The 16,837-nt window shown below is 61.1% G+C and carries 14 protein-coding genes; 2 read left to right on the top strand and 12 right to left on the bottom strand.

Annotated elements, in window-relative coordinates:
• Positions 1 to 33 precede the first annotated feature (33 nt).
• The 5 genes from corA to glnA all read right to left on the bottom strand — a co-directional run bounded on the left by corA (position 34) and on the right by glnA (position 5,838).
• A complete protein-coding gene (gene corA / locus ABNT42_RS18730) occupies positions 34 to 1,002 on the bottom strand; it encodes a magnesium/cobalt transporter CorA (RefSeq protein WP_348699510.1) in 969 nt (322 codons plus the stop codon).
• Positions 1,003 to 1,088: 86 nt separating this feature from the next.
• Positions 1,089 to 2,612 (bottom strand): nitrogen regulation protein NR(I), encoded by a 1,524-nt coding sequence (gene ntrC, locus ABNT42_RS18725; RefSeq protein ID WP_348699508.1) that lies wholly within the window; start codon positions 2,610 to 2,612, stop codon positions 1,089 to 1,091.
• 67 nt (positions 2,613 to 2,679) lie between these two features.
• The gene (glnL, locus tag ABNT42_RS18720) at positions 2,680 to 3,762 is read right to left on the bottom strand and encodes a nitrogen regulation protein NR(II) (protein WP_348700130.1); all 1,083 of its coding nucleotides are present in this window, start codon (positions 3,760 to 3,762) and stop codon (positions 2,680 to 2,682) included.
• Positions 3,763 to 3,791: 29 nt separating this feature from the next.
• Complete coding sequence (locus ABNT42_RS18715) at positions 3,792 to 4,301, bottom strand: DUF4124 domain-containing protein (RefSeq protein WP_348699507.1); 510 nt, start codon at positions 4,299 to 4,301, stop codon at positions 3,792 to 3,794.
• A gap of 121 nt (positions 4,302 to 4,422) precedes the next feature.
• Positions 4,423 to 5,838 carry a type I glutamate--ammonia ligase gene (glnA, locus tag ABNT42_RS18710; RefSeq protein WP_155434474.1) on the bottom strand — a complete coding sequence of 472 codons (1,416 nt, stop codon included), beginning with the start codon at positions 5,836 to 5,838 and terminating at the stop codon, positions 4,423 to 4,425.
• 313 nt (positions 5,839 to 6,151) lie between these two features.
• Between glnA and ABNT42_RS18705 the strand changes: the two genes are divergently transcribed.
• The gene (locus ABNT42_RS18705) at positions 6,152 to 6,610 is read left to right on the top strand and encodes a rhodanese-like domain-containing protein (RefSeq protein WP_348699505.1); all 459 of its coding nucleotides are present in this window, start codon (positions 6,152 to 6,154) and stop codon (positions 6,608 to 6,610) included.
• Here the strand turns inward: ABNT42_RS18705 and ABNT42_RS18700 are convergent.
• The 7 genes from ABNT42_RS18700 to ABNT42_RS18670 form a co-directional block, all read right to left on the bottom strand.
• The gene (locus ABNT42_RS18700; RefSeq protein WP_348699503.1) at positions 6,607 to 7,998 is read right to left on the bottom strand and encodes a TAXI family TRAP transporter solute-binding subunit; all 1,392 of its coding nucleotides are present in this window, start codon (positions 7,996 to 7,998) and stop codon (positions 6,607 to 6,609) included. The genes ABNT42_RS18705 and ABNT42_RS18700 overlap by 4 nt on opposite strands.
• A 28-nt stretch (positions 7,999 to 8,026) precedes the next feature.
• Positions 8,027 to 11,410, bottom strand: a complete 3,384-nt coding sequence (locus ABNT42_RS18695; RefSeq protein WP_348699502.1) for a transglycosylase domain-containing protein — start codon at positions 11,408 to 11,410, stop codon at positions 8,027 to 8,029.
• 211 nt (positions 11,411 to 11,621) lie between these two features.
• Positions 11,622 to 12,407: a molybdopterin-binding protein gene (locus tag ABNT42_RS18690; RefSeq protein ID WP_348699500.1), complete on the bottom strand. Its 786-nt coding sequence runs from the start codon at positions 12,405 to 12,407 to the stop codon at positions 11,622 to 11,624.
• A gap of 16 nt (positions 12,408 to 12,423) precedes the next feature.
• The gene (locus tag ABNT42_RS18685; RefSeq protein WP_348699498.1) at positions 12,424 to 13,251 is read right to left on the bottom strand and encodes an EI24 domain-containing protein; all 828 of its coding nucleotides are present in this window, start codon (positions 13,249 to 13,251) and stop codon (positions 12,424 to 12,426) included.
• Positions 13,251 to 14,246 carry a sterol desaturase family protein gene (locus ABNT42_RS18680; protein ID WP_348699496.1) on the bottom strand — a complete coding sequence of 332 codons (996 nt, stop codon included), beginning with the start codon at positions 14,244 to 14,246 and terminating at the stop codon, positions 13,251 to 13,253. The genes ABNT42_RS18685 and ABNT42_RS18680 overlap by 1 nt, the downstream gene beginning before the upstream one ends.
• Entirely contained in the window at positions 14,243 to 15,031 is a 789-nt protein-coding gene (locus ABNT42_RS18675) for a polysaccharide deacetylase family protein (RefSeq protein WP_348700128.1), read from the bottom strand. The genes ABNT42_RS18680 and ABNT42_RS18675 overlap by 4 nt, the downstream gene beginning before the upstream one ends.
• A 278-nt stretch (positions 15,032 to 15,309) precedes the next feature.
• Complete coding sequence (locus ABNT42_RS18670; protein ID WP_348699495.1) at positions 15,310 to 16,281, bottom strand: cytochrome D1 domain-containing protein; 972 nt, start codon at positions 16,279 to 16,281, stop codon at positions 15,310 to 15,312.
• Positions 16,282 to 16,420: 139 nt separating this feature from the next.
• Between ABNT42_RS18670 and ABNT42_RS18665 the strand changes: the two genes are divergently transcribed.
• Entirely contained in the window at positions 16,421 to 16,777 is a 357-nt protein-coding gene (locus ABNT42_RS18665; protein ID WP_348699493.1) for an FKBP-type peptidyl-prolyl cis-trans isomerase, read from the top strand.
• Positions 16,778 to 16,837 lie beyond the last annotated feature (60 nt).

Raw genomic sequence — 16,837 nt, 5'->3', positions numbered from 1 at the left:
GCCTAGCGCTGCAGGCGCTGCGGCCCTGCAGCGCTATAACCAGCCGGCGCGCTTGAAGCGCCGGTACAGATACAGGCACACGCCCACCATCACGCTGAGCGCCATGGGGTAGCCGTATTGCCATTCCAGTTCCGGCATGAACTTGAAGTTCATGCCCCATACCCCGGCAAACGCGGTGCAGATAGCGAAGATGGCGGCCCAGGCGGCCAGCCGCTTATTCACTTCGTTTTCTTCGATCGCCACCATCGACAGATTGACCTGTATCGCCGTGGCGATGGTATCGCGGATATTATCCAGCGTTGCGCTGATGCGGTGCAGATGGTCGTGCACATCGCGGAAGTACTCGCCCGTATCGCGGCAGATGGCCGGCACGCGCCCGCCATGTAATCGCCCCACCGCTTCCATCAGTGGCGCCACCACATGGCGCACTTCCGTCACCTTGCGCTTGAGCGCATACAGATGCTGGATGTTGTCGCGCTGACGGCCCTTGGAGAAGATCCGTTCCTCGACTTGCTCCAGCTCCGATTCCAGCATATCGAGTACAGGGAAATAACGGTCCACGACCGCATCCATCAGCGCATACAGCACGAAAGCGGGGCCTTGGCGCAGCATGTGCGGCTCGCGTTCGGCGCGCGCCCGCACGCCGAGGAAATTCTGCAGACTGTGGCTGTCACGCGAAGACAGCACGTAGTTATCGCCGACGAAAATATCGACTTCACCCACCACCACCTCGCCATCGCGGCAATCGACGGTCTTCACCACCACGAACAGCGAATCGCCATACTCCTCGATCTTGGGACGCTGGTGGCCGCGCCGCGCATCTTCCACCGCCAGCTCGTGCAGGCCGAATTCTTCCTGCATCACCTCCAGCTCCTGCGGCTGGGCGTCGCGCAGCGCTACCCAGACAAAGGTATCGGGCTGGAGTACGTATTCGCTAATATCCTCGACGGGAATATCGGCCAGCTTCTGGCCATCCTGATAGGCCACACAATTGATCAACATACGGTATCCAAAAAAAAGAAGCTCCTGACTTTGCAGTCAAGAGCTTACCTGAAAGCGGCCCGCAGGTGCGTCGCTGCGCCTAACGCCTAGTCGTCCTTGGCGCCGTCTATGCCCAGTTCCGCGATCTTGCGGGTGATGGTATTGCGGCCTATGCCCAGCCGTACCGCCGCATCGTTCTTGCGTCCGTGGGTATGCTTGAGCGCCGTGCGGATCAGCGAAGATTCGAACTGGCGCCCCAGCACCGCCATCACTTCCTGCTGTCCGGCGCTGAGCATGCTGGCGGCCTGCGCTTCGAGCAGCGCCAGCCACGCATCCGGACCACTGGCCTGCACGGCATCACCCGCTGCCGTTGCCGCCGCCCCTGCCAGCACATGCACCGTGCCATGCGACGCGGGCATGCTGTAAGGCTCGCTGGCTGGCGCATTGGCCACGCCTGCCGCACCACCAGCGCCCTGCTGCTCCTGGGTCAGTTCCAGCGGCAGATCCTTGATCTCCACCGTCTGTCCGGGCGCCATCACGGTAATCCAGTTGCACAGGTTTTCCAGCTGGCGCACATTACCCGGCAAATCCAGCCCGCACAGGAACTGCAGCGTGGCGTCGCTCATACGCTTGGCTTCTACGCCCAGTTGTTTGGCGCTCTGCACCAGGAAGTGGCGCACCAAAATAGGGATATCCTCACGCCGCTCCCTCAAACTGGGCAGACGCAGACGGATCACATTCAGGCGGTGATACAAATCCTCACGGAACAGACCTTCGCGCACGCGCTGCTCCAGATTCTGGTGCGTCGCCGTGATTACCCGTACATTGGCTTTCAGCGGCTGGTGGCCACCCACGCGGTAGAAGTGCCCATCCGACAGTACCCGCAGCAAACGGGTCTGCAGATCGAACGGCATATCGCCGATCTCGTCGAGGAACAGGGTGCCGCCTTCGGCCTGCTCGAAACGGCCGCGACGCGACGTCTGCGCGCCCGTAAACGCGCCGCGCTCGTGGCCGAACAGTTCCGACTCCAGTAAATCTTTCGGAATCGCCGCCGTGTTCAAGGCAATGAAAGGCTGGCTGGCACGGGGGCTGTGCTTGTGCAGCGCGCGCGCCACCAGCTCCTTGCCGGAGCCCGATTCGCCCGTGATCAGCACCGTCACATTCGATTGCGACAGCCGGCCGATAGCACGGAAGACTTCCTGCATGGCCGGCGCCTGCCCCAGTATTTCCGGGGTTTCGGCCGGTCCCGATTCGACACTGGTCTCGCGCAGGCTCTCTTCCAGCGCACGCCGGATCAGCTCTACCGCCTTGTCGATATCGAACGGTTTGGCCAGATATTCGAAGGCCCCACCCTGGAACGCCGCTACCGCAGAATCCAGATCGGAGAAGGCCGTAATGATAATCACCGGCAGGCCGGGATAGCGGGCTTTGACCCGCTGCAGCAGATCCAGACCGGAGTCGCCCGGCATGCGGATGTCGGACACCAGCACTTGCGGTGTTTCAAATTCCAGCGCGGCGATCGCATCGCGGGCATTGGCAAAACTCTTGGTCGCCAGATTTTCCCGTGCGAGTGCTTTTTCCAGTACCCAGCGGATCGATTCGTCGTCGTCTACTATCCAGATTGGCTTCATGTGTGTTGTGTGTTCCCGCATTGGATCTTCTATCAAGGACGCAGACTCCGTTAGTGCCCGCCCTAGCTTATGGCAATGGCAGCAGAATACGGAAGTCCGTACATCCAGGCCGGCTATCGCACTCGATCACGCCCATGTGCTGCTGCACAAAGGTCTGTGCCAGAGTCAGCCCCAGACCGCTACCGCCTTCCCTGCCCGATACCAGCGGGTAGAAAATCCGGTCGCGGATCTGCGGCGCGATGCCCGGTCCGTTATCGATGATATGCAAGTCTAATGCCAGCCCGTAGCGTACTTTGGCCAGCGTCACCTGACGCGCTACCCGCGTCTTGAAAATGATCTCCGCGTCGCCCGCTTCGATGCGTGCCGCCAGTGCCTGCGCCGCGTTGTGGGCGATGTTCAGCACGGTCTGGATCAGCTGCTCCTTATCGCCGCGGAATTCCGGTATCGAGGCATCGTAATCGCGCCGTATGGTCAGGCCGCTAGGGAACTCGGCCAGCATCAGGCTGCGCACCCGCTCCAGCACTTCGTGGATATTCACATCACCGACGATGTGGGGCCGGCGGTGCGGCGCCAGCAGGCGATCGACCAGCGTCTGCAGCCGGTCAGCTTCCTTGATGATCACCTGGGTGTATTCGCGCAGCTCGCCCGCATTCAGTGCCGGCAGCTCCATCTCCAGCAACTGCGCCGCGCCGCGGATGCCGCCGAGGGGATTCTTGATTTCGTGCGCCAGATTGCGGATCAGTTCCTTGTTGACCTGACTCTGGTCGAGGATGCGTTCCTCGCGGTCCAGCTTCAGGTGCTGCAAATGCTCGCGCAGTTCGATCAGCAGATGGCCAGCCGGTTCATCCAGCGCCGTGACGATGCTGTGCACATGCAGCGCTTCGCGCCCCACCCGTTCCAGCATCAGATCCTGCCGCATGTCGGCATAGCGGTGCTCGCGCGCCTGCGCGCAGATGTTATCGAGTTCGGCCGGATTGAGGAACTGCGCGCTCAGCGTCTGGCGCGACAGCGCCTTGAGCGAGCTTTCCAGCAGGTTCTCCGCCGCTGCATTGGCATAGGCGATACGGCCGTCGCCATCGAGCAGCAGCACGGCCGAAGCCAGCAGCTCCAGCCCGGCCAGTGCCGCCGGCCGCTGACCGCCGGCGCCCATGAAAGAAGTCAGACTAGTCGCTAAACTGCTCATCGGATATTCGCGATCTCACGTTTTAAAGCGTCGATATTTTTTTCCGTGCGGCTGATGCTGTCACGCATGCCCGCCACCCGTTCCAGATACTTGGCGTAATTGCGTTCATCGCCCTGGCGTTCCGGCTCGCCGTTGTTGTAGGCCTTGCGCTGCTCGGCCAGCTTCTGCTGCTCGGCACGCAATTCCTCTTCCAGTATGCCGCGCCGGTCGGCATCGCGGGCACGCTGCTGGGCCGCATCGACGCGGGGGAATTCGCCCGGCACCAGTGCTGGCGCGGTGCCCAGCCGGTTGCCCGATGCTGGCGCAGCCGGTGCCACATGCTTGGGCGGCGCGGCCACCACCACGCCGGGCAGCTCCATTGCCTTGCAATGCTTGCCCCGGTTGACGTCGGTGTATTCCACACTGCCCGCAGGCGTCGTGCACTTGTAAATCTGCCCGTGCACAGCACCGCTTGCAGCCACTATCAGCAGTCCGGCCAGCGGGCGACAGAACGCGTGTTTCATCATCAGTTTTCCGAGTCTCGACATGGAGCCCGACTATACAACATCCAAATAAAAACGCGGGGAAAGCGCTGCTCGCCCCGCGTTCTGTGCTACCAGACAGGCACCGGAAACCGGTGCGCTACCATTACAGCGAGTAGTACATATCGAATTCAGCTGGGTGCGTGGTCATACGCATACGCTGAACGTCCTGCATCTTCAGTTCGATGTAGGCATCGATCATGGAATCGCTGAACACGCCACCACGGGTCAGGAACTCGCGGTCTTTGTTCAGGTTGTCCAATGCTTCTTCCAGCGACGAGCACACGGTTGGGATCAGTGCGTCTTCTTCTGGTGGCAGGTGGTACAGATCTTTCGATGCGGCTTCGCCCGGATGGATCTTGTTGGCGATACCGTCCAGACCAGCCATCAGCAGTGCTGCGAAGCACAGGTAGACGTTGGCCAGTGGATCTGGGAAGCGGGTTTCGATACGGCGGCCTTTAGGATTGGCCACGTGTGGAATACGGATCGAAGCCGAACGGTTTTTCGCCGAGTAAGCCAGTTTCACTGGTGCTTCGAAGCCTGGCACCAGACGCTTGTACGAGTTGGTACCTGGGTTGGTGATCGCGTTCAGTGCTTTAGCGTGCTTGATGATACCGCCGATGTAGTACAGCGCGGTGTCCGACAGACCGGCATAGCCGTCGCCAGCGAACAGGTTGACGCCGTCTTTCCAGATCGACTGGTGCACGTGCATGCCCGAACCGTTGTCGCCAACGATAGGCTTAGGCATGAAGGTAGCGGTTTTGCCGTAGCTGTGCGCCACGTTCCAGACCACGTATTTCAAGTTCTGGGTCCAGTCCGCACGCTCGACCAGGGTCGAGAACTTGGTGCCGATTTCGTTCTGGCCAGCGCCAGCCACTTCGTGGTGGTGTACTTCGACCGGGATGCCCAGCGATTCGAGGATCAGGCACATTTCCGAACGCATGTCCTGGAAGCTGTCGACTGGTGGCACTGGGAAGTAGCCGCCTTTAACGGTAGGACGGTGGCCGCTGTTGCCGCCTTCGATTTCTTTGTCGGTGCTCCACGAAGCTTCGTCGGAATCCACTTTAACGAAGCAGCCGGACATGTCGATCTTCCAGCGTACGCTGTCGAAGATGAAGAATTCTGGCTCTGGGCCGAAGTAGGCGGTGTCGCCCATGCCCGACGATTTCAGATAGGCTTCAGCGCGCTTGGCGATGGAACGTGGGTCACGGTCGTAGCCTTTGCCATCAGCAGGTTCGATCACGTCGCACTGCATGAACAGGGTGGTTTCTTCCATGAACGGGTCGATGCGGGCGGTTGCTGGGTCTGGCATCAGGATCATGTCCGATGCTTCAATACCTTTCCAGCCGGCGATCGAGGAGCCGTCAAAAGCGTGGCCCGATTCGAATTTGTCGATATCGAAGTGCGACACTGGCACGGTCACGTGCTGTTCTTTACCACGGGTATCAGCGAAACGGAAATCAACGAATTTGACTTCGTTTTCCTGGACCATTTTCAGTACTTCTGCGGCTGTCATTGCCATGCGTATCTCCTAAAGGAATGTGGGGCTCGTGCGTCATTAGTAAGCAGTATTCGTGCCAGCCCCAAACAATGTTGGTGCATGAATCAAGTCGCAGGCATCGTGCCGGTAAATTCTCTTAAAAATTCACCAGTTCGGAACCACGCCCTGATTTGAGGCAGCTTAACACCGCACTAAATTAGTGCAAATCCGATTTTCCGCACCGAAATCGTGCATTTTCAGAAAAACCACCAAAAATGCACAACCTTGGTGCAGCGTTGCGTGCAGCGGGTGCAGGCAGCCTATAATAAACGCAAACCCACTACTGGAACACGTCATGAGCAAAATTGAAGAGATCCTCGCCCTGGCCCGTAGCCGTAGCAAGGACTGGCCGTATGCGGGCGCGGTCACGCCGCAGGAAGCATTTGATCTAGTCAGTGCCGAACCCGCCATCAAGCTGGTCGATGTACGCACCCACGCCGAGCGTGACTGGGTGGGCAAAGTAGCCATCCCCGACGCGCAGTACAGCAATGTGCAGTGGATGCTGTATCCGGGCGGTCTGGCCAATCCGGATTTCATCGAGCAGCTCAACACGGTGGCACGCAAGGATCAGGTGCTGCTATTTCTGTGCCGCTCCGGCGTGCGCTCGCGCGCTGCCGCCAAATCGGCCACCGAGCATGGCTACCAGCACTGCTACGATATTCTGGAAGGCTTCGAAGGCGACAAGGATGAAGTAGGCCACCGCCGCAACATCAACGGCTGGTGCAAAGATGGCCTGCCGTGGATAGGCGCCTAAGGGGCACTGGCGCTGGCTGCAGCCACTGCTACTTCCTGCGCGACGACCTGCTCGCCCGCCTCGCTCTGTAGAAATTCGATACGCTTGCGCACGAACTGTATGTGGCTGCGCAAGCCGTACAGGCCGTCGGCAAACGACAGCGGTATCGACACCTGATTCACCAGTTCCTCGATCTCGTTCAGGCGCTGCAACTGCGCCCCATACACTTGCAGCCGGTCTGCCGGCGTGGCCGCTTCCACCGCCTGCTCCACGGCCCGTAACTGGCCGTACCAGCGATACACGCGCGAACGGATGCGCCACACATACAGCGGTGGCACCACTTTCGACAGCGGCAGTATCAATGCACCGAGCGCCACGACGACCACCCACATGCGGTCAAAGAAATTCGCCAGCCAGAAGGTCATATAGCGCTGCAGCAGCGGCGGGCCGCTCTTGTAGAACTTGGCCGCCTCCGCATGCACGGGGATTTCCGAATACTTCGCCGATGGGAACTGGCCCTGCTGGGCAAACCAGCCGGAGCCGCCATGGATGCCGGCAGCGGCCTGCACGAACAGATCGACCAAGGCCGGATGCAGATTCTCGCGCGCCACCAGCGTGGCGGTAGGCGCGATCAGATCGTAATTACTGGCCGGCAGATCGCGCCCCAGATCGACGATCCCCCGTGGCAGCATCACATGGGTCAGGAAGGGCAGCTTGCGGCCATAGGCTTCGGCCTGATGGAAGTTGAACAGCCTGATGCCGGGCGTCTGCAGCAGCATCTGGATCAGCGGCGCTTCCGGCGCCGACGTAAACACCAGCCCGTCGATGCGGCCGGCCAGCAGCTCCACCGTAGCGGGCGTATTGGCCAGCGAATAGCGTCGCACCTGATGCTTCTCGATGCCGTTCAGCTCCAGCACCTGACGGAACAGGCGCGGCGCCCCTGCCCCTTCCGGCCCGAAATTAATCCGCATGCCTTTCAGCTGGCTCAGACGGGTCACGGGCGGCTGGTCCTTGCGCTCGCGCAGGAACAGCCACAGCGGCTCGACGAACAGACTGCCCAGCGAACTCAGACCTTCCTGCTCAGCCAGTTCTTCGTTGGTGGTACCGCTCTGCATGAAAGCGATATCGGCCTGCCCTTCCTTCAGCAGGCGCAGATTCTCGCCCGAACCGGCCGACGGCACTAATGTGACCTTGACTCCGTGCGCCGCCAGTGCCGCCGCATACTTCTTGCCGAACTCCGCGTAGGCGCTGTTGTCCTGTCCCGTCGCCAGCCGCACCGTGCGCGGTGGCGCCGGATCCACCAGCCAGTAAGCCAGCAGGCACACGCCCACGATCAGAGCGATGGTGGGCGCCGCTGCTACCAGCAGGTCACGCAAAGAGAAACGGGAAAAACGCAGGATTTTTTTCATCAGTGATTACACAGTTAATACGGCCAGCCTAGCCACCGCAGGCACGCAGCGCGGAAGCCTGTGCTGCGCCGCCAGTGGTTGCAGCAACCGGCAGCACGCCAGCGGCTGGCACAGCAGGCGGCGCCTTGCCGGCAGCAGCAGGATCGATCAGCGGCATCAGGGTCGGCGCCAGCACCACCAGCAACTGTACCGGCAGCGCGCTGGTGAAATCATAGTTCTTCGATTCCGGCCCGTGCACGTAGGCCGTCATACTACCGAAGAAACGCTCGCCGATGTTGAATACAAAGGTCGCCGAGCGGTTCACATAGCGCGATTCGAGCAGCCGCCCGCCGGCGCCATATACATCGAAGCGCTGGTCGCCCGTACCGGTCTTGCCACCCACCGGCAGGTCGGTGCCATCGGCCAGCACAAAGGCCTTGCGCGCCCGTTTGGCCGTACCGTCGGATACCACGCCGCGTATGGCCTGCGCCACGGCGGCTGCCACTTCCGGCGACAGCACCCGCTCATCTTCGGTCGGTTTGCCTTTGGTGACCACAGTTTCGTAAGGCGTACCTTTGGCGAAATGCAGCGAACTGATACGCTGGGTGGCCTTGCGCACGCCACCGTTGACGATAATCCCCATCATCTCGGCCAGCGATGCAGGACGGTCGGCCGAAGCGCCCAGCGTGGTGGCATAGGACGGCACTAGCGATTCGAACGGATAGCCCATTTTCTTCCACTGCTTGTGGATCTCCATGAAGCCTTCCATTTCGATCAGACCGGCGATGCGCTTATCCTGCGCGTGCTTGTGGTGCGTCTTGAACAGCCACTGGTAGACTTCCTGCCGCTGCTGCTCGCTCGCTGCCGTCATCTGCGCCAGCGTGGCGCCCGAATGCTCGTGCATGTAGGCGGCCATCCACAGTTCCAGCGGGTGCACACTGGCCAGATAACCGCGGTCGGCCAGCGACCATTTATCCATCGCGTACTGCTCGTATAGCTTCTCCACGCGCTCATCCGGCACCTCGTTCTGCGATGGCAGGTTAGCCCGCAGGAAGGCACTAAACTGCTCCAGCGTCGCTTGCGGATACACGGTACGGAAGATCACCGCCAGCCGCACCGGCGTGCTGCGTATATTCGCCAGCAAAATCTTGTCCAGTTCCTGCGCCGGCTTGCCCTTGTACTTCAGGTAGAAGCGGGCGAGGAATTCCTTGCCCTCCTTATCAGCGAAGCGGGCCAGATAGCCGGCACGGCGCGGATCTTCTGCATTCGACAGCAGCGCCGCCGACGAGCCCGGCGTCTGGAACATATAGTACTTGGCCACATCGCGCATCAGCCGCACGAACACCAGATTGGTGGAACGGCGCAGCGCTTCCGTCACCGTCATGATCTTGCTGTTATCTTCCTTGGAGAAGTTACCGAAGTGGTGCACGCCGCCGCCGGTAAAGAAGCCCTCGCCCGGATTGCCCGAATACTGCCGTTCCATGGCCGCATTCAGCATGGCCGGCAGAGCGCGCGCAGCAGGGTCTTGCGGCAGCGCCTTGAAATACTCGAGCGCCCACAGCGACAGCCGGTCCTGCGGATCGATATTCACCCTGGCCAGCGCTGCGTTATCCATGCCCGCGTATTTACGATGCAGCTGATCGACAATATCCAGATAGGTCACCAGCGTGCGCAGCTTGGCAGTGGAGCCCAGATCCAGCTTGGCGCCTTCGTTGATATCCAGCGGCTGGTCGTAATTATCCGTCTGCAGGCGCAACAGATTGTATTGCGGGCCCTTCTCCAGCAGCGTGAAGCTGTACACCACATTGGCCGGATCGCCATTACCCAGCATGCCCTTGCCTGTCAGCCCTGCCGCCCTGGCTTTTTCCGGATCGCGCAGATCGCGCAGCACCTGCGTCACCGCCGTCTGCGCCTGCGCATCGAGCGTGCTGACCACGCTCAGATCGAGGCGGTCGAGGTTGTACATGCGGTTATCGCCGAGCAGATTAGCCAGATGGTTGCGGATCGCATTCGAGGCCTTGCGCGAAACAAAGGTCATGGCCGGTGCCGACTGCAGACCATTGCCGGTCGCCGGATGCAGCTGCTGCGCCAGTGCGCGGTCACGCAGCGCCGGCGTAATTGCCCCTTCCTGCGCCAGCAGGCGCAAGTGGGAATTGGTCAGGATCTCCAGATCCTGTGCACCATCCACCAGATAGTAGCTGGGGCGGCGCTGGGCGATCATCAAACTCAGGGCTTCCTTGTACACCAGCGCCGTCGCATCATCAGGCTGGGCCAGATTGCCGCTCAGGCGACGATTCAGTTCGGCGAAATCGCGCCCATACCAGACCCACATGCCATCGCCTATGCCGTTCACTTCACCGTAGCCGGGCTTGGCCGACAGTGGCACTGTGTTCAGATATTCCGTCACGATGTTGCGCCGCGCCTGCGTCGTATCACGTCCGTCCTGATAGGCGCGCAGACTGGCCGAGACCATCTGCTGCAGCTTGTCTTTCATCGAACTGGTGCGGCCTTCCGGCGAGTGGCGGTATTTTTCGATCTGCGTGGCCAGCGTACTGCCGCCGGCCGCACGATGACCGCCCGCGACGCTGCTGACACCTTTTTCGATCACTGCCTTACCCAGCCGGTCCCACTCCACGGCAGGATTGCGGGTCGGGTAGCGCGTATCGAGCAGCTCGCGATTTTCGATAAATAGCAGGCTGCTCACCAGCGCAGCCGGTGCCTGCTCGAATTTGCCGTACACCCGCTCCGGATAGCTGGCGGAGAACAGTGTCTGCTCGCGGCAATCGGCAATGCTCAGGCCCGTGCGGGTCTTTTCATGATAGGTGGCGAACACGCCCAGATCGGCCAGTTGCGCCATCTTGGGCGAGATGCGAGCCTGCGCGCTGACGTGATAGTCGCGCGTACTCAGCTTGCCCAGATAGTCCGGCAGGCCGGCATAGCCTAGCCGCTCGTCGTAAGGGCTATCGTGCGGGAAGCGGATAGACTGGCTAGCCCCGGCCTCCACCTTGTATTGCAGTTTGCCGGCCATATCGCCGAACAGGTGGGATTGCAGCATCGAGCTGCGCGCTTCGTAGACGCCCAGTGCGCACACGGCCGTTACGGCAGCCCCCAGCGCCAGCAGCCATTTGCGGCGCGCGCTGCGCGGCGGTGGCGCGACTTCAGCTAGCGCCGCCTCGGCTGGATAGTCTGGTGCGGCTTGCTGCACAGCTTCGCTCTGGATTGTCAGATCGACTGCCCCGGCCGACTCGGCCGGCACCGCTTGCACTGCTGCGCCAGCATCAGCATCAGCGGCGTCCACTGCAGCAGCAGGTAGCGCAGGCACCACCTTCAGATAGCGTGCGCGCCGCTTGGCGATAACAGCAGCGCTGGCGCGGGTTTTGCGCGCTGCCCGGACAACAAGGCGAGGCCGGCGGATACGACGATTGCTTAACATATGATTCAGACCGGTCAGCTAACTCAGTAAAACATGTTGGTACGCGTAGCGCTACTACGCCAGCGCGCACTTCCATTGCACCACATCGGGGCGATGCACACCGGCGCTACTTGGCAATATTTTGATATAAGCACGATTTTTTCGCAAAAAAACAACGGCGCTCTTTCTGCCGAAAGAACGCCGTTTCTCACGCTTTCTTATCACCGCAACACTAGATGTTGCTGAACTCTACATGGAGTTTCGTCAGTTCCGCGCACAGTTGACGGAACGCTGCGGCCGTCTGCACCGGTTCACCTTTGACGCCCAGTTCAATATGGCGCCGGGTCTGCTCATCGCCCACGCTGGGCAGGCTGAAAATTTTCACGCCCGGATAATCGGCTTCCAGCATCTGCATCAGCGGCGTCAGTGCCGATTCGGCCGTACCATACACCAGCACCGACTGCTCGATCCGGGGCGCGCGGTTGTACAGATGGGAATAATGCTGGTCCAGTACCCACTCGATCATAGGCCATGCCATGACGGGGAAGCCCGGCACGAAATAGTGCTGGCGCAGCGAGAATCCGGCGATATTGTTGTACGGATTGGGAATCAGTTGCGCCCCTTCGGCAAACTCCGCCATCTTCAGGCGGTGCAGATTTTCCGCCGAGTCCAGATCGGCCGCCTGCCCCGACTCGTAACCCATCTGCAGGATACGCTGCTGGATGTTGCGCTTGCCTTCTTCATGCAGCACCAGCGGTAGCCCCAGCGCATCGGCCGCGGCCTGACGCGTGTGATCATCCGGTGTGGCACCGATGCCGCCGCAGCAGAACACGATATCGTGGCTGGCGAAAGTGCGCTTGAGCGTGGCCGTGATGCGCTGCGGATCGTCCGGCAGAATTTCCGCCCAGCCTAGCTGCAGACCGCGCGCAGCCAGTATCTGCAGCACTTTAGGGAAGTGCTGGTCGTGCCGCCGCCCCGACAGAATTTCGTCGCCGATGATAATCAAGCCTATCGCCATAACCGTCCTACTCCCTTCAAGCGTCGATCAATTCTGCGCCCTGCAGCGCTGCGCCGGCACGCAGTTGCGCCAGCGCTTCCAGACAATAATATGCAAACCACAGGCCGGTGAAGATAAAAATCAGTACATACAGCCAGATCGAGGCGGCCGCTAGAAACGGGAACAGCACCACTGCCATCACTCCGCCCAGCCACAGGGCGCCGGGCAAAGCACCGGCCGCGCCGGAGATCACCCCGATCAGCAGCAGCCGGCCACGGTGCTGTCGCAGAATCTGGCGGCGTTCCTCAGCGGTGGCGTAGTCGGCCAGCGCGTCGTACACCATCACCCGCATGGTCAGCCAGCCCCACAGCAGCGCCTGCGTCAGCACGGCCAGCGGCGGGAAGGCATACAGGGGCAGCGTCAGCAGCCACAGGCCGATAAAGATCAGCATGCCGCCCAGCGTCGTGCCTAGGCTGCCCAGCAGACTGCCGCCCTTGCGCTGCGCCAGCGCCGGATAGCGGCGCCGGCCCACATGACGGCCAATCAGCGGCATCGCCACCACGCCGATAAACACCAGCGCCGTCAGTATCATCAGGGGCAGCAGCGCCAGCATGGCGATCAGCGGCACCACCACGGTTTTCAGCGTGGCCAGTCCCAGTGTCGTGAGAATGCTGCCACTACGGGCAAAGCCGTCGTATTCAGTGAACAGCGCATGCAGATAATCGATCAGCGGCTGCAGGCCCAGATACAGCAGCACCGCCCACACGGCCAGCGCCAGCAGGAAGGGCAGCACGCTCATGGCCAGCAGACGCGGATGCCACTGCGCACCAAAGGCCAGCCCCCAGCTACGCAGCACGGCGCCCATCAGACCACATCCTTGCCGGCATACTCCACCATGCGCTTCAGGCCCAGCCACTGCTGCGCCCAGAAGCCGCTACCGTAATCGCGCCCGGCGATCTGGCGCCCCTGCGCATCGGTGTGCGGCAACTGGTCACGGATGCCGGTGGCCGCAAACTCGCTGGTGAAACGGGCGGTACCGAACAGGATGTCCCATATGGGCAGCAGCACGGCAAAATTGCAGCCGCCCAGCGTACCGGCGCCATGGCTTTCGTGGCCATGGCCGATGGCATGGTGGTGACGGTGATAGCGCGGCGATACCAGCAGGCGCTCGCCCAGCCAGCCAAAATGGATGCGCACATTGGCATGCTGCAGGCTTTGCAGAATGCGCGAGACGGAGACCAGCACCACGTACTGGGCCGGTTCCACCCCGATGAACAGAGCGATCAGCGCCATATAGATATCGCGCAGCAGATCGTCCAGCAGGTGGTTGCGGTTATCACTCCACAGGTTCATGTTCTGCTGGCTGTGGTGCAGACCGTGCAGGCCCCACCACCAGTTGAAATGGTGCTCGGCGCGGTGGTACCAGTAATCGAAGAAGTCCAGCACCACCAGATACACGAGGAAGCTGGCCAGCGGGCTGATACCGGGCAGCAGGCTTTCCAGATTCAGCGGGTGCAGACTCTCGAAGCGCAACTGCGCTGCCAGCGCATCCATCAGGGGATCAAGGGTAAAGAAGACCAGTAGCGAGAACAGGCCGATGCGGTGCAGCAGCGTATAGAGGAAATCGTTCCAGCGTGCGCGCGGGTCACTGATGCGGTGTACCGGCAGCAGGGCTTCGAGCGGACGCAGAACCAGAAACAGCAGCAGCAGTTCGAGCGCGCCGATCAGCAGCCATTCCGTGCCTTCGAACGATTCTTCGACAAATTCACCTAAGCCCAGCTGGAATACCAGCGGTTGTACGACGGATTCAAACAGCCAGCCTTGGGCCATGCCCAGCCAGTCGGAAAATAACTGCATCATGGATGTTTAAAAGAAGAAGAGTAGTCCGGATGATCGCGCAGGGTGGCAAAGCAGTAGCCCTTCTGCGTCAGTCCCTTGATCAGTGGTTCGAGATTGGCCGGCGCCCAGGCATCCTTGCGCGACCAGATGCCCATGTGAATCAGCACGATATCGCCGGCGCGCAGTTCGCGCAGCGACTTGGCCAGCAGACTGGCGTTGGAGTATTTTTCGCTGGACAGCTCGTCGCCAGAGAAACCGGCCGGCGACCAGCCCACATGGGTATAGCCGCAGCTGCGTGCAGCGGCCAGTGCACGGGGCGAGGTGCGTCCCGCAGGGGCGCGCCAGACCGGATCGAGGTGGCTGCCGGTCAGTTCGACGAAGCGCTGATCGACCCGGCGTATCTGTTCGCAGTACTGTTCGGGACTCAGTGCTCGGACTTTACCGGCACTGCTGCCGAAACCGGGTTTGGTTTCCAGCTTGCCGCCGGCACCATCGCGCACCAGCACATCGTGGTCAAACGTGTGCGAGCCGATCACATGGCCTTCGGCCAGCCGTGCCTTCCAGTACGGCCCCCAGGCCGGATCGAGCGAATAGTCGCCGTTCACCGTCTTTTCGTTGGCGAGGAAGAAGCTGGCCTTGATATGGTGCTTCTGCAGCGTTTCGGCGATCAGCGCTGCCTGTGCCTGACTACCCGTATCGAAGGTCAGGTAGATATTGCCTTTGCACTGGGGCGCAGACTGGGCCGCTCTGGCGGCGCTGGCGGCCGGCACCGAGGCGGCCACGGCGGCGGGCATCACGGCCAGCATGGCAGCGGCCGCCGCCGGTGCAGCCGGGCGGTTCGAGACAGTGGCCACGCCGGATGCAGCGGGCGTCGGTCCGGCAGCAGCGGCCGGTGGAGCGGCCGGTTTAGCGGAAACGGCCGCTGCAGCGGGTGCGACGCTCGCGGCAGCAGGCCGGTAGCCATAGGCGGCAGCGATGCCAGCCGCACGCGCGGCCGCAGCGCGCTGTGCCACGCCTGATTCAGCCTGCGACAGTGCCGGCGCCAGCGCCAGCAAGCAGAGGGTCAGGGTGGCAGCGCGCGGCATCAGATGCGGGGGGCGGAATTAAAGAAGAATACCCCGTGCGGCGAGCGCCCCACAGGGATCATTTTGATGACTTTGCGGCTAGGGATATCGATCACGGCCACTTTTTTAATCCAGCGCAGCGTTGCCCACATGGTTTTACCATCTGCCGTCACCTCCATACAGTCCGGACCACCGGGCACATTAATCTGGCCCACATTTTCCAGCGTCTTCTGGTCAATGATATTAATCGAATTCGACACCCGATTGGAAACGAAAATGTGACGGCCATCGCCGGCAGCGCGGAAATTGTGGGTGCCCTGCCCCGTTTTGATCCGTTTCACGATTTTCTGGGTACGCCAGTCGATCACTTCCACATAATCGCTACTCATGATGCCGACCAGCAGATACTTATCGTCTGGTGTCATGGAGATCCCCGCCGGCAGTTTGCCGACTGGCATAGTCCATTTGATGGCCTGGGTTTTCAGGTCGATGGCACTGACTTCGTCGCTGCCCTGCTGGGTAATGAACACCATATCGCTGGCCGCATTGAACGCCATGTGGCTAGGCAGCTTAGGCAGCGGCAGACGCTTGCTCAGCGTCAGGTTGGTGCCGTCGTAGCGGTACAGATCGACCCGGTCCAGCCGCAGCGAATTCGATACCAGCCACTTCTGGTCGGGCGAAAAACCGATCTGGTAAGGATCGAGAATATCCTTGATGGTGCGCTGGATCTGGCCGGTTTTCGGATCGAGGAATATCAGTTCGTTACCGACCGAGCTAGCCACGATCAGCGATTTGTTATCGGGCGTAGACATCAGGTGGTGCGGCTCTTTGCCCACCGGGAAAGTCGACAGATCTTTATACGTGTCCTGATCGAGCAACTGCACAGTCGCATCGCGCGAATTGAGCACAACAACGACATTGGCCTGCACACTGCTGACGGCAGTCAGGGCGCAGACACAGGAAAGGGCGATACGGCGTAAACTGCGGAGCATGGAAAAATCGCTTGTAGGGGCAAAACGCTTATTTTACGTGCAAACGGGCAGGCAGCAAGGAAGCTGTCGCAATTAATCCGCCCGGCGCACGCCCTGCTACAATGCGGCCCTGTCTTTAACGTACTCCTGAAGGAATAATATGAGCACCATTACCACCGGCTCCGGCCTGCAATACATCGAACTGAGCGTGGGCGAAGGCGCCGAAGCCAAAGCTGGCCAGAACGTCACCGTGCACTACACCGGCTGGCTGCAGAACGACGACGGCAGCAAAGGCCCGAAATTCGATTCCAGCAAAGACCGCAATGATCCGTTCGAATTCGCCCTGGGCGCCGGCATGGTGATCCGTGGCTGGGACGAAGGCGTACAAGGCATGAAAGTGGGCGGCAGCCGCCAGCTGATCATCCCTTCCGATCTGGGCTACGGCTCGCGCGGCGCTGGCGGCGTAATTCCACCGAACGCCACCCTGATCTTCGACGTCGAACTGCTGGCCGTCTAAATACCGAGGGGTCAGGTCGGGCATCGGTGCAGCCTCAGCCGCTTAGCTACCGTCCCGACC

It is taken from the genome of Duganella fentianensis, from assembly GCF_964031615.1.
GTDB classification, from domain to species: domain Bacteria; phylum Pseudomonadota; class Gammaproteobacteria; order Burkholderiales; family Burkholderiaceae_D; genus Rugamonas; species Rugamonas fentianensis_A.
The sequence above is the reverse complement of the archived record's forward strand: the minus strand, read 5'-3'. Positions and strand labels throughout refer to the sequence as shown.